Here is a 25035-nt window from a genome sequence, read left to right as displayed (position 1 = left end):
TTATCCCAATTATTCCTTAGTTGTCTCAACTTCGACATTCAATTTATCTGCTGATTGATGATCATCGTCATCTTCTGTATCACGCATTTCAATTTCTGTATCGTCGCTAGACATCATTTTAACGTCCATACCTAAACTTTGCAGCTCTTTAATCAATACTTTGAATGATTCAGGAACGCCTGGTTCTGGAACATTTTCGCCTTTAACAATTGCTTCATAAGTCTTAACACGTCCAACAACATCATCAGACTTCACTGTTAAGATTTCTTGAAGAGTATAAGCAGCACCGTAAGCTTCAAGTGCCCAAACCTCCATCTCACCGAAACGCTGTCCACCGAACTGAGCTTTACCTCCAAGAGGTTGCTGCGTTACAAGTGAGTATGGTCCAGTAGAACGAGCATGAAGTTTATCGTCAACCATGTGCGCAAGTTTGATCATATACATGACACCAACAGATACGCGGTTATCGAATGGTTCACCAGTACGTCCGTCATACAGGATTGTTTTCGCGTCATTTGCCATACCAGCTTCTTCAATTGTGCCCCAAACATCTTCCTCACGAGCACCATCGAATACTGGTGTTGCAATGTGAATGCCCAGGTATCTTGCTGCCATACCAAGATGAAGCTCTAATACCTGACCGATATTCATACGAGATGGTACCCCTAATGGGTTTAACATGATATCGATTGGCGTACCGTCTGGTAAGTAAGGCATATCTTCTTCTGGTAAAATACGAGAAATAACACCTTTGTTACCGTGACGTCCGGCCATCTTGTCACCTTCAGAAATTTTACGTTTTTGAACGATATATGCACGTACAAGTTGATTCACGCCTGGTGGCAATTCATCGCCATCTTCACGGTTGAATACTTTTACGTCTAAGATAATACCGCCACCACCGTGTGGTACACGTAGTGATGTATCACGTACTTCACGCGCTTTTTCTCCAAAGATAGCATGTAATAGACGTTCTTCAGCTGTTAATTCTGTTACACCTTTAGGTGTTACTTTACCAACAAGTAAATCTCCATCTTTTACTTCAGCACCAACGCGAATAATACCGCGCTCGTCAAGGTTACGTAATGCGTCTTCCCCAACGTTTGGAATGTCACGTGTAATTTCTTCTGGTCCAAGCTTCGTATCACGAGCTTCTGATTCATATTCTTCAATATGAATAGAAGTGTACACATCATCTTTTACAAGGCGCTCACTCATGATGATCGCATCCTCGTAGTTATAACCGTCCCAAGTCATGAAGCCAACAAGCACGTTACGTCCAAGTGCTAGTTCACCTAATTCCATAGAAGGACCATCCGCAAGGATTTCACCTTTTACAACTTCATTTCCAACACTTACGATTGGACGTTGGTTGTAACAAGTTCCTTGGTTAGAACGAATGAATTTTTGCATTTTGTAGCGATCTAAGTCGCCTTTTACTGTTTGACCGTCAACTTCTACATAGCGACGTACCCAAACTTCACGTGCTTCTACGCGCTCAACAACACCAGGATGTTTACAGATTACTGCAGCACCCGAGTCTTTTGCTGATACGTACTCCATACCTGTACCTACAATCGGAGATTCCGGATTCATTAACGGAACCGCCTGACGTTGCATGTTCGCTCCCATAAGTGCGCGGTTAGAGTCATCGTTTTCTAAGAACGGAATACAAGCTGTCGCTGCCGACACTACTTGTTTTGGAGATACATCCATGTAGTCGATGCGTTCTCTATTTGTGACAATATTTTCGCCACGGAAACGAGCTACGATATCTTCACTTAGGAATTCACCTTCATCAGATAATTTCATATTCGCTTGGGCTACAACATAGTTATCTTCTTCATCTGCTGTTAAATAATCAACATGCCCTGTTACAAGACCAGTTTCTGGGTCAACACGACGGTATGGTGTTTCAATGAAACCAAACTCATTTACTTTCGCGAACGAAGATAATGAGTTAATCAAACCAATGTTTGGTCCCTCTGGTGTTTCAATCGGACACATACGACCATAATGGGAGTAATGAACGTCACGTACTTCAAACCCTGCGCGCTCACGCGTTAAACCACCAGGTCCTAATGCAGATAGTCTTCGTTTGTGAGTTAACTCCGCTAATGGATTTGTTTGGTCCATGAACTGAGATAACTGAGAACTTCCGAAGAACTCTTTAATAGATGCAATAACAGGACGAATATTAATTAGTGCCTGTGGTGTAATTGCATTTGTATCTTGGATCGACATTCTCTCACGAACAACACGTTCCATACGAGAAAGACCGATACGGAATTGATTTTGTAATAGTTCTCCAACAGAACGCAGACGACGGTTTCCTAAATGGTCAATATCATCTGTATCCCCTACTTTGTATAGTAGGTTGAAGAAGTAACTGATAGAAGCAAGGATATCACCTGGTGTGATGTGTTTCACATCACGAGTAATGTTTGCATTACCAATTACATTAATTACGCGTTCGCCTTCTGACTCAGGAGCATAAATCTTAATAGATTGCAGCTCAACATCGCCTTCTACCACTCCACCCATTGGTTTCGCTGTTTTGAATCCAATGTTTTTCTCTAAGTAAGGTAAAATGCGATCAAGTGTACGACGATCTAAGATTGTTCCTTCTGCCGCTAAAATTTCACCAGTTTCTGGATCCACTAATGTTTCAGCTAAACGTTGATTAAACAATCTGTTTTTAATGTGTAACTTCTTGTTGATCTTATAGCGACCTACATTTGCTAAATCGTAGCGCTTTGGATCGAAGAAACGAGACACAAGTAAGCTCTTAGCATTTTCTACTGTTGGTGGTTCACCAGGACGTAGACGCTCATAAATTTCAAGCAATGCTTTTTCTGTGCTATCTGTGTTGTCTTTTTCTAATGTGTTGCTTAAGTATTCGTTATCACCTAAAAGCTCGGTGATTTCTTGATCAGAGCCAAACCCTAATGCGCGTAACAAAACAGTTACAGGAAGTTTACGCGTACGGTCAATACGCACATATACAACATCCTTAGCATCTGTCTCATACTCTAACCAAGCTCCGCGGTTTGGAATTACAGTAGCAGTAAAACCACGTTTTCCGTTTTTATCCACTTTGCCACTATAGTATACGCTTGGAGAGCGAACTAACTGGGAAACGATAACACGTTCTGCACCGTTAATTACGAATGTTCCAGTCTCTGTCATGAGTGGGAAATCTCCCATGAACACATCTTGTTCTTTTACTTCACCAGTTTCCTTGTTGATTAGACGCACTTTTACACGAAGTGGTGCTGCATACGTCACATCACGCTCTTTGCATTCGTCTACAGAGTATTTAGGTTCACCTAAGCTGTAGTCGATAAATTCAAGCGATAGATTTCCCGTAAAGTCTTCAATCGGAGAAATGTCTTGGAACATTTCTCGCAAACCCTCATCAAGAAACCACTGATAAGAAGAGGTTTGAATTTCGATAAGATTTGGTAACTCTAATACTTCACTAATACGGGCATAACTTCTTCGTTGGCGGTGGCGTCCGTATTGAACTAGTTGACCTGTCAACTGCTTCACCCCTCAAATCATGAGTATTATAAATGCACAAAAAAATTTGTGCAAAATCACAAATAAATACAACTACTGCTATTAGCGTAGTCTTTTTCTCTTAAAGATAAATACGTTGAGTCTTTCTACCTGCTCAAAAAAGAAAAATGGCTTCTATAAGAAAACCATCATTCTGTTTCATAATCTGCTGATTTTACTATCTTTTCCAAGAGAAACAAAAATATACATCTTTCTCAACGCAGAAAATCATATATTGGCATTGTATAATGTTAACATAGCCAAAAATAACCGTCAACGTTTTTTTGATTTTATGATATAATATCCTTTTTTCTTTTCTACAACCTCAACTTCAGAAAATACTTCCTCTAGTTTTTTCAGCGCAGATGGTGCACCTTGCTTCTTTTGAATAACAATCCAAAGTTCTCCACCTGGAACTAAATACTCCACAGCTTTTTCTAAAATCTCATGTACGACATCTTTACCCGCACGAATTGGAGGGTTAGATAGAATAGCAGCATACTTGCCATCTACATTTTCATAGACGCTACTTTGAAAAATACGTATATTCTCGATTTTGTTATTAGCGGCGTTTTCTTTCGCAAGCCCAAGCGCCCTTTCATTCACATCCACCATGTGAACTTCACGACCTTGGAACTCTTTCGCTAGCGACAAACCAATAGGACCGTATCCGCAACCTACATCTAATATATTACCTTTAATATCTGGCATTTGAAACGCTTCAATTAAAAGACGGGAACCAAAGTCCACTTCGTTTTTCGAGAACACCCCACGGTCGGATAAGAAAGTAAATTGAGATCCACGAAGTGCAAATTCCCATCGCTTACGATCACTTTTACTAGAAGGGTCGTTAGAAAAATAATGGTCTGCCATATGGCCACCTCTCTTCTTTACAGTTAAAAAAAAAGCTCGCATGAGAGCGAGCTTTTTTTAAAGCATCAAAAGTTAATTACTTAACTTCTACAGCAGCGCCAACTTCTTCAAGTTTAGCTTTGATTTCTTCAGCTTCTTCTTTAGCAGCAGCTTCTTTGATTACTTTTGGAGTGTTGTCAACTAATTCTTTAGCTTCTTTTAAGCCAAGACCAGTGATTTCACGAACAACTTTGATAACTTTGATTTTTTGTGCACCAGCGCTAGTTAGTTCCACATCAAATTCAGTTTTCTCAGCAGCAGCTTCTCCAGCGCCACCAGCAACAGCTACAGGAGCAGCAGCAGTTACGCCGAATTCTTCCTCGATAGCTTTTACTAAGTCGTTAAGTTCTAATACAGTCATAGATTTAACTGCTTCAATGATTTGTTCTTTAGTCATTGTAAATATCCTCCCTTAAATAGGTTTGTATTGTTTTATCGATAATACGTAATTATCTTTTAAAAAATTAAGCGCCTTGCTCTTCCTTTTGTTCTGCAACTGCTTTAGTAGCAAGTGCAAGGTTACGGATTGGAGCTTGAAGAACGCTAAGAAGCATAGAAAGTAAGCCTTCACGTGATGGAAGAGTAGCGATTGCTTTAACCTCATCAAGTGTTACAAGTTTACCTTCGATTACGCCCGCTTTAATTTCTAAAGCTTCATGATTTTTAGCGAAGTCGTTTAATACTTTCGCAGGAGCAACTACATCCTCGTTACTGAACGCGATTGCGTTTGGTCCTGTTAAGAATTCGTTTAACTCAGCCATTTCAGCAGATTCTGCAGCACGACGAGTTAGAGAGTTTTTGTAAACTTTGAACTCAACGCCAGCTTCACGTAATTGCTTACGTAATTCTGTTGCTTCAGAAACTGTTAAACCACGGTAGTCAACAACGATTGTAGATTTACTAGCACGAAGTTTGTCCGCGATTTCAGTTACAACTTGTTGTTTAGTTTCGATTACTTTGCTCATGTTATTACACCTCCTGTAGATTATATAGAAGATGTACCGAAAGTGCACTAAAAACCTCCATGCCCAACTTGTAGACATGGAGGCATATAGTCACAGAAAAAAATTCCGTTTCGTATATTAACACCTAGGTAGGAAATTAAGTCTATTGACACCTACTGTCTACGGTACACTATTTAAATTCACAACATAAATGATTATATTAAATCTTCTTTATGAAGTCAACTTCCAATTTTTACGCTAATGTAGAAACGTCTACACGTACGCCAGGTCCCATTGTAGAAGCAACTGTTACGTTCTTCATGTAAGTACCTTTTGCAGCAGATGGCTTAACTTTTAATAAAGTATCAGCAATTGTTTTGAAGTTTTCTACTAATTTAGCATCTTCGAAAGATACTTTACCGATTGGAACGTGGATGTTACCAGCTTTATCAACGCGGTATTCAACTTTACCAGCTTTGATTTCGTTAACAGCTTTAGTTACATCGAAAGTAACTGTTCCAGTTTTAGGGTTTGGCATTAAACCTTTAGGTCCTAATACGCGACCAAGTTTACCAACTTCACCCATCATGTCAGGAGTTGCTACTACTACATCGAAATCGAACCAACCTTGTTGGATTTTACCGATGTAATCAGTATCGCCTACGAAGTCAGCTCCAGCAGCTTCAGCTTCTTTAGCTTTTTCACCTTTAGCGAACACTAATACACGTTGTACTTTACCAGTACCGTGCGGAAGAACAACTGCACCACGGATTTGTTGGTCAGCTTTCTTAGGGTCAACACCTAAACGGAATGCAGCTTCTACAGTTGCATCAAATTTAGCTGTGTTTGTTTTCTTTACTAATTCTACTGCTTCTGTTGCAGAGTAAGCAGCTGCACGGTCAACAAGCTTTGCAGCTTCTACGTACTTTTTACCTCTTTTAGCCATTTTTATTTCCTCCTCGAATGTGGTTTTAGCGGAATAACCTCCCACGTTTACGCCTGTTTTCAGGTATAACCTGAGGATGAGCGCCATCCATTTATTTAAAAACGATAATCATTTACGATAATAAAGGTTGCGAATTGGAATTCCAGACCCGCAACCTTTTTTAAAAACAAATCGAATTAGTCTTCGATAACGATGCCCATACTGCGTGCAGTACCTTCAACCATACGCATTGCAGCTTCTACGCTAGCAGCGTTTAGGTCAGGCATTTTAGTTTCAGCGATTTCGCGTACTTTATCACGCTTAACAGTTGCCACTTTATTACGATTTGGTTCACCAGAACCAGACTCAATACCAGCTACTTTCTTAAGAAGAACAGCAGCAGGAGGAGTTTTAGTAATGAAAGTGAATGAACGGTCCTCAAATACCGTAATTTCAACAGGGATGATAAGACCAGCTTGATCTGCTGTACGAGCGTTAAACTCTTTACAGAAGCCCATGATGTTAACACCTGCTTGTCCTAATGCTGGACCAACTGGTGGAGCTGGGTTAGCTTTACCTGCAGGAATTTGAAGCTTTACCATTTTAATTACCTTTTTAGCCACGAGACACACCTCCTTAAGTCCGTGATGTGGTCAATTGGACAGTGATTTGCCCTCCCACGTCATATTTTATCTGTAAGGATAAAATCTTTCAAAAAACGCCTCCGATAATGAAGACGTACTGACTTAAAAGATATTATCACTTTTTACAATTCATTTCAAGTTTCATTTTATAATTTTTCAATTTGATGGAAGTCAAGTTCAACTGGAGTCTCGCGACCAAACATGTCCACAAGTACACTAACCTTTTTCTTCTCCACATCAATTTCTTCAATAGCACCTGTATAATCTGCGAATGGCCCCTCATTTACACGTACTGTCTCATGAAGTTCAAAGTCGAAATCAACCACTTCGTTGTCCATTCCCATATGTTTCATAATGGTAACAACTTCCTCTTCCAATAGAGGTGATGGTTTAGATCCAGAACCAGAAGAACCAACGAACCCAGTTACACCCGGCGTGTTACGTACAACATACCAAGAATCATCAGTCATGATTAATTCTACTAATACATAACCTGGGAACACTTTTCTTTTCATTAATTTTTCTTTTCCGTTTTTCATTTCTACTTCTACTTCTTCCGGGACAACAACACGGAAAATTTTATCTTGCATACCCATTGATTCTACACGCTTCTCTAGGTTTGCTTTTACTTTATTTTCATATCCAGAATAAGTATGGACAACATACCAACTTTTTTCCATTCATTTAGGACGAGCGTCCTTCCCTCCCTGACGTACATTTTTTTGCGCAAATGAAAAAACCCGTTCACCGGGCTTTTACACAGTTCTTATAAATAACATTATATCATGGATAAGTGCTTCTTATTCAAGAATTAACCAAGAATTAACCGAATTAAAGAAGAAATGCCCATATCAACTACTGCGAAGAAAATCGCAAAGAACACAACTGTAGCAACAACAGTCGCTGTTGAGCGGAGTAATTCATCTTTTTTAGGCCAACTTACTTTTTTCATTTCACGACCTACATCGCCGAAAAAGTTCGTTAAACGCATCTGCGGGACCTCCAGTGTATTATTTCAATTATTTATTTTGTTTCCTTGTGAACTGTATGCTGATTGCATGTTTTACAAAACTTTTTTATTTCAAGTCGCTCTATCGAGCTCGTATCTTTCATAGTAGAGTAGTTTCGATTTTTACACTCTTCACATGAGAGTACAACTTTTTTCCTCATTAGTTACACCAACCTTGTAACATTATGTCCCTAAAAATGTATCATACAATAAAAGACAATGTCAATGACATGCATTTTGTACGCTCTACAAAAGAAAACAGGTGATTTATTTTACACCTGTTGCACTTGTTATTTGTTATGAATTTAAAGTTGTACTTTCTCGCATTTCCATATATCGTTCCAATTTCCTCTTCACCCGCTGTAAAGCGTTATCAATAGATTTCACATGTCTGTTTAACTGTTCTGAAATCTCTTGATAAGAACGCCCATCTAGATATAAAGAAAGTACTTTTCTTTCTAAATCGCTTAATAATTCTGATATTTTTGATTCTATGTCTGTATATTCTTCTTGGCTAATAATCATCTCTTCAGGATCAGTTACCTTCGCTTCAGAAATAACATCCAATAATGTTCGATCAGATTCCTCATCGTAAATCGGCTTATCTAAAGACACATATGAATTTAAGGGAATATGTTTTTGTCTTGTTGCCGTTTTAATAGCGGTAATAATTTGTCGAGTGATACACAGTTCAGCAAATGCTTTGAATGAAGACAGCTTGTCCTCTTTATAATCACGAATTGCTTTAAACAACCCTATCATACCTTCTTGAACAATGTCTTCTCGATCGGCACCCACTAAAAAGTAAGATCTTGATTTCGCGCGAACAAAGTTCTTATATTTGTGAATTAAATATTCTAGAGCGTCAGTATTACCTTTTCGAACTAACTCAACGATTGCCTCATCCTCTAAATCACGAAATGTAACGTCGCCTACACTTACGAAGCCTGCTTCCACCTTGATCCCTCCGACCGCTATTTATTTAGCAATATTATACAGTAAAAAGACAAAGAGCGTCAATGCTTCAACGCTCTCCTCTTCTTAATTTTTCTAATTTTTCTGTAATATCTTTACTGAATATCTTTCGCATGGCGGGTTGCTGTTCTTTCGTGTCTTTTGTACGCCTTCTTACTTGTTGCTCCATTGCCTGTACTTCCAACTCTAATTCACGGGCAGATTTCCGAAGGGCACCTTGCGCAAATATAACCCATTGTTCCGTGTAATCAGAAGTCGCAACATATATTCGTGTATTTATATTTCTAAGCTCTATCGCAAGTTGCTCTATCTTTTCATCTGCAGTTTGATTCTTTCGTGTGAATATTACTTCCACACGAGATTGTTTCATCTTTTTTTCAATACCATGTACTGTATAGGCATCAAAGACTATCATCACTTTTGTGCCTGTATAACCTTGATAATCCGCCATCTTATCAATAAGTGCATCTCTTGATGATTGTAAATCTACATCCCGCAGTTTCTTCAAATCTCCCCAAGCTCCGATAATGTTGTAACCGTCAACGATTAAAATATCGTTCATCTTTTATTTACCAATTTCGTGACGTTTACGATATACCTCATACATTAACAAACTTGCGGCTACGGAAGCATTTAAGGATGTAACTTTACCAACCATCGGTAGAGTGATTAGGAAATCACACTTTTCACCAATAATACGGCTCATACCTTTTCCTTCGCTACCAATTACTAACCCAATCGGCATTTTACCATCTAAATTACGATAATCCGTTTTTCCTTTGGCATCTGTACCAGCAATCCAAAGTCCACGTTCTTTTAATTCATCAATTGTACGGGATAAGTTCGTTACGCGTGCAACAGGAATGTATTCAATTGCTCCTGTTGATGCTTTCGCAACTGACGCTGTAAGCCCCACAGCCCTTCTCTTTGGAATAATAATCCCATGAGCTCCTGTCGCATCAGCAGTACGCATAATAGAACCTAAGTTATGCGGATCTTCAATCTCATCTAAAATTAAGAAGAATGGATCTTCATTACGTTTTTCTGCCACTTTGAATAAATCTTCTAACTCCGCATACTGATATGCAGCTACTTGAGCAATTACACCTTGATGATTACCCTCAACTAATTGATCTAACTTTTTCTTTGGTGCGTGTTGTAAAATAACCTTATTTTCTTTCGCTAACGCTAGTACAATCTGCACTTGTCCTTTGGCAGCACCTTCTGCGATCCAAATTTTATTAATATCTCTGCCTGATCGTAACGCTTCAATTACAGGGTTACGTCCGATAATATATTCACTACTCATGATGATGTGCCCCCTTCCTTTTCTTCTAAAACTGCAATTGCCTTATATACAATTTCGTCTAATCTTTCACGGTTATTTAATAAATGATGATAACCAATTAGCGCTTCAAAGGCTGTACTATGTCGATATGTTTGTACATCCGTATTTTTCGGAACTGTACCTGAATTTGCATTACGTCCTCTTCTTAATACCGCCTCTTCTTCCTCTGTCAAAAACGACGTCTCTAATAAATGATAAACAACTTTCGCCTGTGCTTTTGCTGAAACAAAGCTCGTCCCTAAGCGATGTAATTGATTAGGGCGAACCTTTCCTTTTTCAAGGAGGTGATAGCGGATATATTGTTCATATACCGCATCACCCATATACGCTAACGCCAAGCTGTTTAATTGCTTTGCATCAATCATTCTTATCCTCTTTTCCATCTTGTACCTTGAGCGGTATCTTCTAAAATAATATTACGGTCTTTTAAGTCATCGCGAATTTGATCTGATAATGCAAAATCACGATTTTTACGAGCTTCAATGCGTTTTTGAATAAGTGCCTCAATTTCTTCATCAAGCAACTCTTCTTGCGCTAATTCTAACCCTAAAATATCAAATAATGTTTCAAGTTGTTTTACGTATACTTCAATTACCACTGTAGACGTATGTTCTTCCAGTAAATATTGATTCGCATGATTTGCCACATTATATAACTCAGTGATTGCATTAGCAGTGTTGAAGTCATCATTCATCGCTTCTTCAAATGCAGTCTGGAATTTTTCCAGTTCCGCTAACCATTTCTCATTATGGTCTGTTAAATCGGTACTACTTTCCATACGATGTTTTAAGTTACCATAAGCCGTCTTAATTCTTTCCAGTCCGTTATTTGTGCTTTGTAATAACTCTTCACTGAAATTAATTGGATGACGGTAATGTACCGATAGCATAAAGAATCTAATTAACTGCGGATTATATTGCTTAATGATATCGTGAACTAAAATAAAGTTCCCCAATGACTTAGACATCTTCTCATTATTAATATTAATATATCCATTGTGCATCCAATAACGTGCAAATGTTTTTCCAGTTAACGCCTCAGACTGCGCAATTTCATTCTCATGATGAGGAAATGCTAAGTCTTGACCACCAGCATGAATATCGATTGTATCTCCTAAGTATTTACGTGCCATTGCCGAGCATTCAATATGCCAGCCTGGACGACCTTTCCCCCAAGGGCTTTCCCAGAAGATTTCTCCTTCTTTAGCATCTTTCCATAAAGCAAAATCAAGAGGGTCTTGTTTCTTTTCTCCTACTTCAATACGCGCACCGTGACGTAAATCTGCGATTGGTTGATGTGATAATTTACCGTAACCTTCGAATTCCTTCGTTTTAAAGTACACATCACCCTCTGATTCGTATGCATACCCTTTATTCACAAGTTCTTGAATAAATTCAATAATGATATCCATATTTTCTGTTACACGAGGATGAACTGTTGCGTGTTTGCAACCTAGCGCTGTTACATCTTCAAAGTACGCTTCAACAAAACGATCAGCAATTGTCGGTACATCTTCACCTAATTCATTTGCCGCTTTAATTAATTTATCATCTACGTCCGTAAAGTTCGATACGTATTGCACATCGTACCCTTTATATTCTAGATAGCGACGTACTGTATCGAATACCATAGGGGGTCTTGCATTGCCAATATGAATGTAATTATAAACTGTAGGTCCGCATACATACATCTTTACCTTATTTTCTTCTAATGGAACAAACTCTTCTTTTTGACGTGTTAACGTATTATAAATGTGAATAGTCATTTTTATCCTTCCTTTCTACCTTTACTTCCAGTTGTTTCTTCAATTTATCAAGTTCTACTTCCATAGCCTTTAATTTATCAAAAATTGGATCCGGAAGGTCAGAGTGATTTAATTCTTGACCAATCTTCACTCCATTTTGAATAACGACTCGGCCAGGTATACCTACAACTGTAGAATGTGCAGGAACTTCTTTTAATACGACAGACCCTGCCCCGATTTTAGAATTCTCTCCCACAGTAATAGAACCAAGGACTTTAGCACCCGTCGCAATTAATACATTATCCTGAATTGTTGGATGCCTCTTGCCTTTTTCTTTTCCTGTACCACCTAATGTAACCCCTTGATAAATTGTTACATTATCACCAATTTCACAAGTTTCTCCAATTACAACTCCCATTCCATGGTCTATGAAAAAGCGTCGACCAATAGTTGCTCCTGGATGAATCTCAATGCCAGTAAAAAAACGACTAACTTGCGAAACAAAACGTGCAAGAAAGAAAAAATCCCTTTTATAAAAAGCATGTGCAATTCGATGAGCCCAAACTGCATGTAATCCAGAGTAAGTTAAAATGACTTCGAAATAACCTCTTGCCGCTGGATCCTGTTCAAAAACGACTTCAATATCTTCCCGAAGCCTCTTAAACATCGATGTTCCCTCCCCTTTATGGGCTGCTTTTTCGAGTGAACTAACTCCCTACTTATCTCCCTAAATCTTTATACACGTAGATAAAATTTATACTCATACCCAGTTTTACGGTATAAAAAAAGACGCCTCTGTCATATTGACAGAGACGCCTTTTAAGCGCGGTTCCACTCTGTTTAGGCTAAAAAAGCCTCAAACTCATCTCTGATAACGGTGTACACCGCTTCTGCTTACTTTAACGCCTTAAGATGTTTCACAAAACATTTTGCTGTTCAGCAGAAGACTCGAAGGGGCATTTCAAAAACCCGCTTATAAACCACTTCCAGCCTAAAGGTGGTTCTCTCTGTAAAAAGCCTGATTTTCTACTTCTCCTTCTCGTCGCTTTTCCTTATTAGGTTTTAAGTATACTTATTATATTTCTAAACCTAGAAAATGTTAACCAATTACTTTTTGAAGACGATTTAAAACTTTTTCTTTTCCAAGAAGTGCAATAGCATTAGGAAGCTCTGGCCCATGTGTTTGACCAGTAGTTGCAACACGGATTGGCATAAATAAGTTTTTACCTTTATGACCTGTTTCCTTTTGAACTGCTTTAATAGCTGCCTTAATTGCTTCTGGTTCCATCGCCTCTAGTGCTTCTACTTGACCAGCAAATGCACGAAGTACTTCTGGTACCTGTTCACCTTTTAATACTTCTTGTCCTTCTTCTTCATGATCAACATGATCTTTGAAGAACATTTCAGAAAGCTCTACAATTTCAGCTCCAAAACTCATTTGTTCATGATATAACGCAATTACATCACGAATCCAAGCTTGCTCTTGTTCACTTAAAGTTTCACCTATACGTCCAGCTTTCACTAGATGCGGTAAGCTTAATTCTACCACCGTATCTAAATCTTGCTTTTTCATATATTGGTTGTTCATCCATTTTAATTTTTGAGAATCAAATAATGCAGGTGATTTTGATAAACGAGCTGCATCGAACATTTTGATAAACTCTTCTTGAGAGAAGATTTCTTCTTCTCCTACCGGCGACCAACCTAGTAGTGCAATAAAGTTAAAGATTGCTTCTGGAAGATATCCAAGCTCTTTATATTGCTCAATAAATTGAATAATAGATTCATCACGCTTACTTAATTTTTTACGGCTTTCATTTACAATTAAAGTCATATGGCCAAATTGCGGGATATCCCAACCGAAAGCTTCATAAATCATCATTTGTTTTGGCGTATTTGAAATATGGTCATCACCACGAAGTACATGTGTAATTTCCATTAAGTGATCATCTACTGCTACCGCAAAGTTATAAGTTGGAATTCCATCTTTTTTCACGATAACGAAATCACCGAAATCATTTGAATGGAATGCTACTTCATCTTTTACGATATCTTTAAATGTGTAATCACGATCAGCTGGTACACGGAAACGAATACTTGGAATACGTCCCTCAGCTTCAAATTCTTTCATTTGTTCTTCAGTTAAATCACGGTGGTTACCTGCATAACGAGGTGTTTCACCACGAGAAATTTGTCCTTCACGCTCTGCTTCTAGCTCTTCTTCTGTCATATAACATTTGTAAGCTAAACCACGCTCTAATAAATCTAGATATAATTTTTTATAAATATCTAAACGCTCTGTTTGACGATATGGTCCAAATTCACCACCAACATCAACACCTTCATCCCAGTCCATACCGAGCCATTTCAAGTATTTTAATTGGCTTTCTTCTCCACCAGCCACGTTACGTTTTACATCAGTATCTTCAATACGAATAATAAACTTGCCATCTAAATGACGAGCAAATAAATAATTAAATAATGCCGTACGCGCATTTCCGATATGTAAGTGTCCTGTTGGACTTGGCGCATAGCGCACTCTCACTTGCTTTTCCATAATTGGTACACCTTCCATTCTTAATGTCTACACATTCTATAATTGTACAACAAAAAAATGTGATTATCCATCTTACGAATTAAAAACCATTATTTTTTCTGTAATAATACCACTGCTTGAGAAGCAATTCCTTCTTCCCTACCTGTAAATCCTAATTTTTCTGTTGTTGTTGCCTTTACATTAATGTTATCTATAGATGTTTCTAACAGTTCACTAATACGTTTACGCATACTTTCAATATGCGGTGCCATTTTTGGCTTTTGAGCAATAATTGTACAATCTAAGTTCCCTAACTCGTAACCTTGTTCACGCACAAATTCCCAAACTTTTTGTAACAATACAGCTGAATCTGCATCTTTAAAAGCTGGGTCTGTATCAGGAAAATGCTTTCCAATATCTCCTGCTGCAATGGCACCTAAACATGCATCAGCAATCGTATGTAACAATACATCTGCATCTGAATGACCGATTAATCCTTTCTCGTGTGGAATTGTAATTCCGCCAATAATTAACGGTCTACCTTCCGCAAATTCATGCACATCAAAACCTTGTCCAATTCGAAACATTCTTTACATCCTCCTTGAGCTAAACCACTGAGCTTTATGACTCTATATTATATTGATATCCCTACAAAGAAAAGCCCGGCCATTGCCGAGCTTTCCTTTGTTATACACCATCACGGCTATTTTTTCTGAACATGAAGGAAACTTTCAGCAATTAGTAAATCCTCTGGAGTCGTCACTTTAATATTATAGTAACTCCCCTCTACTACACCTACTTGCTTACCAATACGTTCCACGAGACTTGCATCATCTGTACCAAGAAAACAGCTCTGTTTTGCACTTCTATGAGCTTCTAACAAAAGAGAAACAGAGAACCCTTGCGGTGTTTGTACAGCCTTAAGCTGAGATCGTTCTACCGTTTCGACAACAACACCTTGCTCTACTTTCTTAACTGTATCCTTTACTGGCACTGCACAAATGGAAGCTCCATATTTTTCTGCTGCTGTTAATACGTCTTGAATCACTTTATTCGTTACGAATGGGCGCGCTCCGTCATGTACAAGAATGTATTCAACATCACTCGCATGCTGAATCGCGTTATATACACTATCTTGTCTTTCGGCTCCACCCTGAATAAATTGTACCTGTTTTTCAATCGGATACTTCTGCATTAATTCTTCAAAATACGGGCGTTCCTCTTCGTTAATTGCCATAACAATACTTTTGCACGCTTTATCTCTTTCAAAAGCACGTAATGTATGAACGATAATCGGTACTTCGTTTATAAGTAAGAACAACTTATTTTTGCCAGCACCCATCCGCTTTCCTTGGCCGGCTGCCGGAATAATTAATGTATACATATTAATAATCCTCTACCTATAATGCTTTTTCTAATAATTTACGTTTTGCGAAAATCATACGACCAGCTGATGTTTGTAATACGCTAGTAACCAGTACATTAAGTTGCGAACCTACATACTCTCTACCATCTTCTACTACAATCATCGTACCATCATCTAAGTACGCAACACCTTGGTTTTGCTCTTTACCATCTTTCACAACATAAACATTTAATTCTTCGCCAGGGAGTACAACTGGTTTAATTGCATTAGCTAAATCATTAATGTTTAACACCGTTACTCCTTGTAATTCAGAAACTTTATTTAAGTTGAAATCATTCGTTACTACAGTTCCACCGGTGACTTTTGCTAACTTTACAAGTTTGCTATCCACCTCTTGGATATCCTCGAAATCGCCTTCATAAATTTCTACCGGAATCGGCATCTCTTTTTGAATACGATTTAAAATGTCTAGTCCTCTGCGACCACGATTACGCTTTAAAGCATCGGAAGAATCGGCAATATGCTGAAGCTCTTCTAATACGAATTGTGGAATCACAATTGTTCCTTCCAAAAACTTCGTTTGGCAAATATCAGCAATACGTCCATCGATAATTACACTCGTATCGAGAATTTTCCAATGAGTCGTAGATTTTTCTGCTTCTACCTCTTCGTTCTCGCTATTATTTTTCTTCTTACCTCCGCGTTGGGGTAATGTAAATAATCCTAGCAATTCATTCCTCTTTTTAAATCCTACTTGGAATCCTAAATATCCAAGTAAAAGAGTGAAGAACACTTGCAATACCGTACTAATAACCGGAATTGTAAATTCACGAATCGGTATTAAAATTAAATATGCAACAATAAGACCAGAGATCAATCCTAATGTACCAAATAAAACATCTGCTACAGGCGCCTTTACAAGAGCCTCTTCAATATGCTTAATAAGTTGAACAATATAATCTACAAGCCAAAATGTTGTTAAAAATAAAATAATTGCACCAATAATCGCACGAACATACGATCCTTCCAATAAAGGAACAGCACCGATGTCTAATACATTAATAACTTTTGGGATTAAGTAAATCCCTAACGCTCCCCCGATTACTAGAAAGAAGAGCTGTACGATCCGTTTTAACATCCAACCACCTCCTACTCATTATTAACCATTGTTTCGCTAATCAAAACGCCGAATGCAAAAGCGGACGTGTTTTTTTATAAATAGTTTTATTTACCAATATATCATATCATATACCAAAAATGTTCTAGTGTCGTTATATTATGGAATCAATGTAATATTCTTAATTGTGTCTACTCATATAGAGATGCTCTTGAATTCTTTTTAGGCCTTCTCGTATTTTCTTCGCCCTTACTTCCCCAATTCCTTCCACATCATCCAATTCATGAATAGTCGCGCGACAAACTCCTTGCAACGTTTTGAATCGATTAATTAAATTTTCAATGATAAGTGGCGGAACACGAGAGATTTTGCTTGTAATTCGATATCCCCTTGGCGTCACACTTTCTTCTAAACTGGTTTGCCCTGGATAGCCAAGTAATTTAACTAAATCACTATCCTCTAAAAGTTGTGTATTTGCAAGGTCCTGTAACTTTTTCAAAATTTGATGATGGTCTTGTGTTTTCTCCTGGTGATAATCTTTAATTAACAATGCTGCCTCTGCTTCTAAATCAGCTAGCAATTCTGTAAGCTGTAAACGAATTAACCTACCTTCTGTTCCTAACTCATGAATATAGCTCAATATTTCATTTTTAATACGCAGTACCATTTCAACACTATGTAAAACGTGAACTACCTCAGACATTGTAACGACCTCTTCAAATTCTAGAATGCCCAAATTCGTAATACCATCATTCCATACAGCCTTATATTTTTCTAACGTTTGAATAGCTTGATTTGCTTTTGTTAAAATAACCCCTATATCTTTTAGTGTATAACGTAAGTTCCCTTGATATAGCGTAATTACGTTACGTCTTTGTGAAATGGCCACAACAAGACTACCCGTCTGCTTCGCTACACGTTCTGCTGTTCGGTGACGCATACCTGTTTCAATAGAATCAATAGATGCCTCTGGAACTAACTGTGCATTCGCTATTAAAATTTTACTTCCCGTTTCATTTAAAATAAGTGCCCCGTCCATTTTTGCTAATTCATATAAACTAGCAGGAGAGAATGCACAATTAATGTGAAAACCACCATCAACAATACTTTTAATCTGCTCATTATATCCAAGAACAATTAGCCCCCCTGTTTGTGCGCGAAGTACATTATCTATCCCTTCACGCAGTGGTGTTCCTGGGGCCACGAGCTGTAAAATATTAATCATACTTTTGACACGTTGCTTATTTTCTTCCATAGCCTAGCCTCCTAATGTCAAACGAAGCGCTTCTCCTAAATTAGAAACACCTACAACCTCAATCCCATCCGGAATTGTCCATCCTCCTAAGTTTTTTCTAGGAATAATAACACGTTGAAATCCTAATTTAGCCGCTTCTTGTACACGTTGTTCGATTCTTGATACTCTTCTTATTTCTCCAGTTAATCCTACTTCTCCTATTACTGCATCAGTTGGTGCCGTAGATTTATCCCTAAAACTTGAGGCTATACTTAAAGCCACTGCTAAATCAATTGCCGGTTCGTCTAATTTCAAACCACCAGCTACTTTTAAATATGCATCTTGATTTTGCAATAGTAAACCTGTTCTTTTTTCTAATACTGCCATAATAAGCGAAACACGGTTATGATCAATTCCCGTCGCCATTCTTCGAGGATTTCCAAAACTAGTAGGGGAGATTAATGCTTGTATTTCTACTAAAACAGGTCTTGTTCCTTCCATTGAAGCAACTACTGTTGATCCTGCAACACCAACCGGCCTTTCCTCAAGGAAGATTTCGGAAGGATTTAAAACTTCCGCAAGACCAAGCTCTTTCATTTCAAAGATACCCATTTCATTCGTGGAACCAAAACGGTTCTTCACAGCTCGTAAAATACGATACGTATGGTGTCGATCTCCTTCAAAGTAAAGAACTGCATCGACCATATGTTCTAACATACGAGGTCCTGCAATTGCTCCTTCTTTTGTCACATGCCCGACGATGAAAATAGGGATTCCTTTTGTTTTTGCAAGTTTCATTAATTCCGCTGTACATTCACGTACTTGTGCCACACTTCCTGGTGCTGACGTCACCTCAGGTAAATGTATTGTTTGAATAGAATCAATAACAACAAAAGCTGGATTCATCTCTTCAATATGTGCTGCAATACGCTGCAGGTCTGTCTCTGCTACAACAAATAGATTGCTACCCTTTACATGCAAACGATCTGCACGAAGTTTAATCTGCTTTGCCGACTCCTCACCCGATATGTATAATACATCATATGAAGAATCTGCTAATTGTGATGAAATTTGTAATAGTAATGTTGATTTCCCAATCCCAGGGTCTCCACCAATAAGTACTAAGGACCCATCTACAATTCCGCCACCAAGCACACGATTAAACTCTTGAAATTCCGTTTCAATACGTGCCTCAGACTTTGTTTCTACTTCGGTAAGACGTCTTGGTTTTGTTACTTCCGTTTGAATTGCATTCGCGTAATTAAGGCGCCTGGATGATACAACTGGCTCCATTTCTTCAACAAGTGTATTCCATTGACCACATCCAGGACATTTACCCATATATTTTGGTGACTGATAACCACATTCTTGACATATAAATTTCGTTTTCTTTTTAGCCATATCTTTTTATAGTTCACTTCACTTTCGTCTATAAACGTTTATCCTTCTCGTACAAGAAAGAGGGCTATCGCGTAGCCCTCTTTGTTTGTCTATACTTATTTTACCTTTTCCGCACTATGAATGACAAATGATTCTCCTTCTACATCAAAGATAACTTTTTGTCCTTTCTCAATAGCACCTTTTAAAAGTTCTTCTGATAGTCTATCTTCTACATGTTTCTGAATTGCTCTACGAAGTGGACGAGCACCGTATTCACGATCAAATCCTTTATCAGCAATAGCTGAAATTGCCCCTTCCGTTAAGTGCAATTCGATTTCTTGTTCTTTTAAGCGATTTACTAACTGATTTACCATAAGAGTTACAATCTCTTGAATATGTTTTTTCTCAAGCATATGGAATACGATAATTTCATCAATACGGTTTAAGAATTCTGGACGAAATGCCTTTTTCAACTCATCCATTACTTTACCTTTCATATCCGAATAATCACGGCTTTCATCTTGGACATTAAATCCAAGATGTTTGTTACGTTTTAACGCCTCGGCACCAACGTTAGACGTCATAATAACAATTGTATTACGGAAATCAACTGTACGTCCTTTAGAATCTGTTAAACGACCATCTTCTAATACTTGTAGTAAAATATTAAACACATCCGGATGAGCTTTCTCTACCTCATCTAATAATACAACTGAATATGGCTTGCGACGAACTTTCTCTGTTAATTGTCCACCTTCTTCATATCCAACATATCCTGGAGGAGAACCAACTAAACGGGAAGTAGAATGCTTCTCCATGTACTCTGACATATCGATGCGAATCATTGCATCTTCATCACCGAACATAGATTCTGCTAGTGCTCTTGCAAGTTCTGTTTTACCTACACCTGTTGGTCCTAAGAAAATAAATGAACCAATCGGGCGCTTCGGATCTTTTAATCCTGCTCTTGCACGACGAACAGCTTTTGCTACAGCTACTACTGCTTCATCTTGACCAATCAAACGATCATGAAGAATGGATTCTAAATTTAATAATTTATCAGTCTCTGTTTGTGCAAGTTTAGAAACTGGGATACGCGTCCATGTAGAAACGACATTTGCAATATCTTCTACCGTAACCTCTGAATTTTCTTTTCCTTGTTGCTCTTTCCATTGACGTTTTGTATCTTCTAACTTCTCACGTAAGCGTTGCTCCATATCACGTAAGGATGCAGCCTTTTCAAATTCTTGACTTTGTACAGCTGCATCTTTTTCTTTTCGAATCTCCTCAAGCTTCACTTCAAGCTCTTTTAAGTTTGGTGGTGTTGTATAAGAACGTAAGCGAACTTTTGAAGCAGCTTCATCAATTAAATCAATTGCTTTATCCGGTAAAAAGCGATCTGTAATATAACGATCTGAAAGTTTTACAGCTGCATCAATAGCGTCATCTGTAATAGATACACGGTGATGCGCCTCATAACGATCACGTAAACCTTTCAAGATTTGAATCGATTCTTCTAAACTTGGCTCATCAACATGAATTGGTTGAAAACGTCTTTCTAAAGCCGCGTCTTTTTCAATATATTTACGATACTCATCTAAAGTTGTTGCCCCAATACATTGTAGCTCTCCTCGTGCTAAAGATGGTTTTAAAATATTCGATGCATCGATTGCACCTTCTGCTCCACCTGCACCAATTAATGTATGAAGCTCATCAATAAATAGAATAATATTGCCTGCTTGGCGAATTTCATCCATCACTTTCTTTAAACGATCTTCAAATTCACCACGATATTTCGTTCCAGCTACCACTGTACCCATATCTAATGTCATAACACGCTTATCTCTTAAAGTTTCAGGAACTTCATTATTTACAATTTGCTGTGCTAATCCTTCTGCAATTGCCGTTTTACCTACACCAGGCTCACCAATTAATACTGGGTTATTTTTCGTTCTACGGCTTAATACCTCAATTACACGTTGAATTTCTTTACCGCGTCCAATAACAGGGTCTAAGCGATTTTCACGTGCAACAACTGTTAAGTCCCTTGCTAAACTGTCAAGTGTCGGTGTATTTGCATTTGTTGCTGAACCACCTTGATGACCTGAACTAGCTTCATTACTTCCAAGAAGTTGTAACACTTGTTGTCTTGCTTTATTTAGACTTACACCTAAATTATTTAAAACACGTGCGGCTACACCTTCACCTTCACGGATTAAACCGAGTAAAATGTGTTCTGTTCCAACGTAAGAATGGCCTAGCTTACGCGCTTCATCCATAGATAATTCAATAACCTTTTTAGCACGAGGTGTATAATGTACAGTTTGAGAAGCTTCTGTTCCTCGCCCAATTAACGCTTCTACTTCTTTTTGAACTTTCTCTGGACTTAATCCAAGAGCAATTAATGCTTTTGCTGCAATTCCTTCACCTTCGCGTACAAGCCCAAGTAAAATATGTTCTGTTCCAATATTATTATGCCCAATACGAATTGCTTCCTCTTGAGATAAAGCTAACACTTTCTGTGCTCTTTCTGTAAATCTTCCAAACATCATAGAAATCGCCTCCTACTTGCGCTTAGTTTTTTTCAATACGTAATCGCTCACGGATTAAGGTTGCTCTTCGATAATCTCTTTCTTCTGGCGCTAAAGGTCCACCTGCGTATTGTTGTAAAATACCTGGTTGCGTAAGAACCATTAGCTCAGTCAAAATATTTCTCGATATACCTTTTATATATCCTAGATCAATACCAAGTCGTACATCTGATAAGCAATTGGCTGCTTCTGCAGATTGAATTAAACGACTGTTTGCTAGTATGCCGTAAGAACGATAAACCTTATCTTCAAGTTCAATACTTGAATTTTGTACAATTAATTCTCTAGCCATTTTTTCTTGCTGTATAATTTGTTGAATGACACTCTTTAAATCTGCAATAATATCTTCTTCAGACTTTCCTAGCGTCATTTGATTTGAAACTTGAAATATATTACCTAACGCTTCGCTACCTTCACCGTATATTCCTCTTACTACTAACCCTAATTTTTGAATTACTTGTATAATACGGCTAATTCTTTTTGTTAAAACCAGTCCCGGTAAATGAATCATCACAGAAGCTCTTAACCCTGTGCCAACATTAGTAGGACAACTCGTAATATATCCAAGTGATTCATCAAAAGCGTATTCAACTTCTTTCTCAATCCAATTATCTATTTGATTGGCACTTTGAAGTGCCTCTGATAACTGTAATCCTGAAAATAGGCACTGAATCCGAATATGGTCTTCTTCATTAAGCATAACACTAATATGTTCACTTTCTGATAGTAGACATGCTCCATATTCTGTCCCTGCAAGATTGGGACTAATTAAATGCTTTTCGACTAAAACTCTCCTTTGAAGAGGGGTTAATTCATTCATCTTTAATAGTCCAAACTCCCCAAAGGGCCCTACTGCTTTATTTATAAATTTCTTTTTGAATAATTCATGAATCTGTTTAGCTTCTTCTTCGTTTTGCATAGTGGAAAATTGATATTGTTTAAAATTACGAGCCAAACGAATTCGACTACTTAAAACAATATCAGAATCAGGGCCATCCCCCTTCATCCATGGACTAATTGCTTCGTTCATAATTTTGTCCAGTGACATAGAACTATTCCCCCTCTCTATGCTCACTAAGCTGTATTTCAAGACCTCGGATCTTATCTCTTACCTCTGCAGCTTTCTCAAATTCCTCTTTCTGTACGTATTGTTTCAGAATAAGTTTTAGTTCATCTAATTCTTTCTTTAAGTGGATATTTCCTTCTATACGTTCCGGAATTTTTCCACAATGTTCTGTATGCCCACCGTGAAGGCGTTTTAATAATGGCTTTAAATGCTCCTTAAATGTATCGTAACAAGAATAACAGCCAAAACGTCCGACTTTTGTAAATTGTTCATATGTCATCTTACAATCTGGACATCTTACTATATCTGCATTTGAAAATCCATTTTTTCCTTCTTCAAACATTGTTGATTCACCGTGTAATAAACCAGCAAATAAATCATGAAATGAAAAGTTAGACTGCGATGATTGAAAGAAAGACGTATAGCCACTTTGCTCTGCACATTGCTCACAAAGATGAACTTCCGCCTTCTTCTCGTTAATTACTTTTGTATAATGTAAAGTTGCTGGTCTTATATTACAGTTTTGACAAGTCATCACTATCCCCACCTTTACAACAGGAACGCTCTATCTCATGGTACTTTTCATACATTACTAGATTGTTCGCTTTCCTGAATCCGTTTAAATAAAAGTGCATGTTCTTTTTCAAAACTTCTACAATATTTAACTGCTTTATCTTAGTTATCGTTCTTTTACAAAAGTTATATTTATTTATATTTCAGTGTTCTTAACATTGCGCATAATATTCGAGCCCTAAGTTCATCTCGAGAAGGAACATCCATTGATAATACAGAACGATCTATTACGCTTAGCATCAGTTTCGCTTCACGATTTGTTATGATTCCCTCTTCTATTAAACGTATAATCATACTTTCTGCATTCCCTTGCGCAACGCTATGATCAATCATATGAAGCATTTGATCAATAATATCTATATCGTCATGCAGTTTGACTTTTATAATGCGAATGTAACCTCCTCCACCACGTTTACTTTCTACTACAAATCCTCTTTCTAACGTAAAACGGGTATTGATTACATAATTGATTTGAGATGGTACGCACTCGAATCGATCCGCAATCTCATTTCTCTTGATTTCAATCACATTATTATTGCTTAAGTCAATAACTTGCTTTAGATATTGCTCAATGATATCAGATATATTTCTCATTTATCCGCCACCTTTATTGACTTTGACTATCTTTGACTTTAATTATATACGTATTAATAAAATTTGCAACACTTTTGCTTATTCACTATCCTAGCCACATTCCCCTGCATTTAATCAAAATAGTAATTATTTAAACATATTTTTTAATTACTATAGATTATAAAAGAAAACACGAAAAAACACGAGTCAAATGACTCGTGTTTTAGTTGCTTGGCGACGTCCTACTCTCACAGGGACAAGGTCCCAACTACCATCGGCGCTAGAGAGCTTAACTTCCGTGTTCGGTATGGGAACGGGTGTGACCTCTCTGCCATCATCACCAAACTATGAAGGCATATTCCTTCAAAACTAGATAACATTTGCTACATATTATATGGTTAAGTCCTCGATCTATTAGTATTCGTCAGCTCCACATGTCACCATGCTTCCACCTCGAACCTATCAACCTGATCATCTTTCAGGGATCTTACTAGCTTACGCTATGGGAAATCTCATCTTGAGGGGGGCTTCATGCTT

The 25035-nt window shown here is 37.8% G+C and carries 25 protein-coding genes, 2 rRNA genes and 2 other annotated features; all 27 genes read right to left on the bottom strand.

The features are described 5' to 3' along the window. Positions 1 to 9 precede the first annotated feature (9 nt). A complete protein-coding gene (gene rpoB / locus C4S65_RS29785) occupies positions 10 to 3543 on the bottom strand; it encodes a DNA-directed RNA polymerase subunit beta (RefSeq protein ID WP_000147553.1) in 3534 nt (1177 codons plus the stop codon). A 291-nt stretch (positions 3544 to 3834) separates the two neighbouring features. Beyond that, positions 3835 to 4434 (bottom strand): class I SAM-dependent methyltransferase, encoded by a 600-nt coding sequence (locus C4S65_RS29780; RefSeq protein ID WP_000763260.1) that lies wholly within the window; start codon positions 4432 to 4434, stop codon positions 3835 to 3837. A 76-nt stretch (positions 4435 to 4510) separates the two neighbouring features. Further along, positions 4511 to 4870 (bottom strand): 50S ribosomal protein L7/L12, encoded by a 360-nt coding sequence (rplL, locus tag C4S65_RS29775; protein WP_000159736.1) that lies wholly within the window; start codon positions 4868 to 4870, stop codon positions 4511 to 4513. 67 nt (positions 4871 to 4937) lie between these two features. Beyond that, complete coding sequence (rplJ, locus tag C4S65_RS29770; RefSeq protein ID WP_000048717.1) at positions 4938 to 5438, bottom strand: 50S ribosomal protein L10; 501 nt, start codon at positions 5436 to 5438, stop codon at positions 4938 to 4940. Between the two features lie 39 nt (positions 5439 to 5477). Then, positions 5478 to 5621: a sequence feature (ribosomal protein L10 leader region), on the bottom strand. Between the two features lie 49 nt (positions 5622 to 5670). After that, a complete protein-coding gene (gene rplA / locus C4S65_RS29765; RefSeq protein ID WP_002084079.1) occupies positions 5671 to 6363 on the bottom strand; it encodes a 50S ribosomal protein L1 in 693 nt (230 codons plus the stop codon). Positions 6364 to 6539: 176 nt separating this feature from the next. Next, positions 6540 to 6965, bottom strand: coding sequence for a 50S ribosomal protein L11 (rplK, locus tag C4S65_RS29760; protein WP_001085872.1), 426 nt, complete (start codon positions 6963 to 6965; stop codon positions 6540 to 6542). Between the two features lie 167 nt (positions 6966 to 7132). Beyond that, positions 7133 to 7666 carry a transcription termination/antitermination protein NusG gene (gene nusG, locus C4S65_RS29755; RefSeq protein WP_000415794.1) on the bottom strand — a complete coding sequence of 178 codons (534 nt, stop codon included), beginning with the start codon at positions 7664 to 7666 and terminating at the stop codon, positions 7133 to 7135. A gap of 131 nt (positions 7667 to 7797) precedes the next feature. Further along, positions 7798 to 7977 (bottom strand): preprotein translocase subunit SecE, encoded by a 180-nt coding sequence (secE, locus tag C4S65_RS29750; RefSeq protein ID WP_001241323.1) that lies wholly within the window; start codon positions 7975 to 7977, stop codon positions 7798 to 7800. 32 nt (positions 7978 to 8009) lie between these two features. Beyond that, positions 8010 to 8156 (bottom strand): 50S ribosomal protein L33, encoded by a 147-nt coding sequence (gene rpmG, locus C4S65_RS29745; RefSeq protein ID WP_014481927.1) that lies wholly within the window; start codon positions 8154 to 8156, stop codon positions 8010 to 8012. Between the two features lie 136 nt (positions 8157 to 8292). Further along, complete coding sequence (locus C4S65_RS29740; RefSeq protein WP_000387198.1) at positions 8293 to 8952, bottom strand: RNA polymerase sporulation sigma factor SigH; 660 nt, start codon at positions 8950 to 8952, stop codon at positions 8293 to 8295. Positions 8953 to 9019: 67 nt separating this feature from the next. Beyond that, the gene (locus tag C4S65_RS29735) at positions 9020 to 9532 is read right to left on the bottom strand and encodes an NYN domain-containing protein (protein ID WP_000997887.1); all 513 of its coding nucleotides are present in this window, start codon (positions 9530 to 9532) and stop codon (positions 9020 to 9022) included. A 3-nt stretch (positions 9533 to 9535) separates the two neighbouring features. After that, positions 9536 to 10279, bottom strand: coding sequence for a 23S rRNA (guanosine(2251)-2'-O)-methyltransferase RlmB (gene rlmB, locus C4S65_RS29730; RefSeq protein ID WP_000093762.1), 744 nt, complete (start codon positions 10277 to 10279; stop codon positions 9536 to 9538). Continuing rightward, positions 10276 to 10683 (bottom strand): Mini-ribonuclease 3, encoded by a 408-nt coding sequence (locus tag C4S65_RS29725; protein WP_086405935.1) that lies wholly within the window; start codon positions 10681 to 10683, stop codon positions 10276 to 10278. The genes rlmB and C4S65_RS29725 overlap by 4 nt, the downstream gene beginning before the upstream one ends. Positions 10684 to 10685: 2 nt before the next feature. Beyond that, positions 10686 to 12083, bottom strand: a complete 1398-nt coding sequence (gene cysS, locus C4S65_RS29720; protein ID WP_103945739.1) for a cysteine--tRNA ligase — start codon at positions 12081 to 12083, stop codon at positions 10686 to 10688. After that, positions 12064 to 12729 (bottom strand): serine O-acetyltransferase, encoded by a 666-nt coding sequence (gene cysE / locus C4S65_RS29715; RefSeq protein ID WP_000476495.1) that lies wholly within the window; start codon positions 12727 to 12729, stop codon positions 12064 to 12066. Before cysE ends, cysS begins: the two co-directional genes overlap by 20 nt. 138 nt (positions 12730 to 12867) lie before the next feature. Beyond that, positions 12868 to 13114: a binding site (T-box leader), on the bottom strand. A gap of 47 nt (positions 13115 to 13161) precedes the next feature. Next, on the bottom strand, positions 13162 to 14619 hold the full coding sequence (gltX, locus tag C4S65_RS29710; protein ID WP_103945738.1) for a glutamate--tRNA ligase: 1458 nt from the start codon (positions 14617 to 14619) through the stop codon (positions 13162 to 13164). An 89-nt stretch (positions 14620 to 14708) separates the two neighbouring features. Then, positions 14709 to 15185 carry a 2-C-methyl-D-erythritol 2,4-cyclodiphosphate synthase gene (gene ispF, locus C4S65_RS29705; RefSeq protein ID WP_000488386.1) on the bottom strand — a complete coding sequence of 159 codons (477 nt, stop codon included), beginning with the start codon at positions 15183 to 15185 and terminating at the stop codon, positions 14709 to 14711. A 116-nt stretch (positions 15186 to 15301) separates the two neighbouring features. Further along, on the bottom strand, positions 15302 to 15982 hold the full coding sequence (gene ispD, locus C4S65_RS29700; protein ID WP_098838554.1) for a 2-C-methyl-D-erythritol 4-phosphate cytidylyltransferase: 681 nt from the start codon (positions 15980 to 15982) through the stop codon (positions 15302 to 15304). Positions 15983 to 15998: 16 nt separating this feature from the next. Then, positions 15999 to 17102, bottom strand: a complete 1104-nt coding sequence (locus C4S65_RS29695) for a PIN/TRAM domain-containing protein (RefSeq protein ID WP_103945737.1) — start codon at positions 17100 to 17102, stop codon at positions 15999 to 16001. 160 nt (positions 17103 to 17262) lie between these two features. Then, on the bottom strand, positions 17263 to 18336 hold the full coding sequence (gene disA / locus C4S65_RS29690; RefSeq protein ID WP_000392164.1) for a DNA integrity scanning diadenylate cyclase DisA: 1074 nt from the start codon (positions 18334 to 18336) through the stop codon (positions 17263 to 17265). Positions 18337 to 18339: 3 nt separating this feature from the next. Then, positions 18340 to 19716, bottom strand: coding sequence for a DNA repair protein RadA (gene radA / locus C4S65_RS29685; protein ID WP_001085199.1), 1377 nt, complete (start codon positions 19714 to 19716; stop codon positions 18340 to 18342). Positions 19717 to 19811: 95 nt separating this feature from the next. After that, a complete protein-coding gene (clpC, locus tag C4S65_RS29680; protein ID WP_000971173.1) occupies positions 19812 to 22247 on the bottom strand; it encodes an ATP-dependent protease ATP-binding subunit ClpC in 2436 nt (811 codons plus the stop codon). A gap of 22 nt (positions 22248 to 22269) precedes the next feature. Next, complete coding sequence (locus C4S65_RS29675) at positions 22270 to 23334, bottom strand: protein arginine kinase (RefSeq protein ID WP_098838555.1); 1065 nt, start codon at positions 23332 to 23334, stop codon at positions 22270 to 22272. A 4-nt stretch (positions 23335 to 23338) separates the two neighbouring features. Beyond that, on the bottom strand, positions 23339 to 23887 hold the full coding sequence (locus tag C4S65_RS29670) for a UvrB/UvrC motif-containing protein (RefSeq protein WP_000128386.1): 549 nt from the start codon (positions 23885 to 23887) through the stop codon (positions 23339 to 23341). Positions 23888 to 24057: 170 nt separating this feature from the next. Next, positions 24058 to 24519: a transcriptional regulator CtsR gene (ctsR, locus tag C4S65_RS29665; RefSeq protein ID WP_001244560.1), complete on the bottom strand. Its 462-nt coding sequence runs from the start codon at positions 24517 to 24519 to the stop codon at positions 24058 to 24060. 208 nt (positions 24520 to 24727) lie between these two features. Then, positions 24728 to 24843, bottom strand: a 5S ribosomal RNA gene (gene rrf, locus C4S65_RS29660). A gap of 49 nt (positions 24844 to 24892) precedes the next feature. Further along, positions 24893 to 25035: ribosomal RNA gene (locus tag C4S65_RS29655) — 23S ribosomal RNA — on the bottom strand; the annotation flags it as partial.

This window comes from Bacillus sp. ok061 (assembly GCF_900108285.1).
GTDB lineage: Bacteria > Bacillota > Bacilli > Bacillales > Bacillaceae_G > Bacillus_A > Bacillus_A thuringiensis_S.
This window is presented reverse-complemented; position numbering and strand designations above follow the sequence as displayed.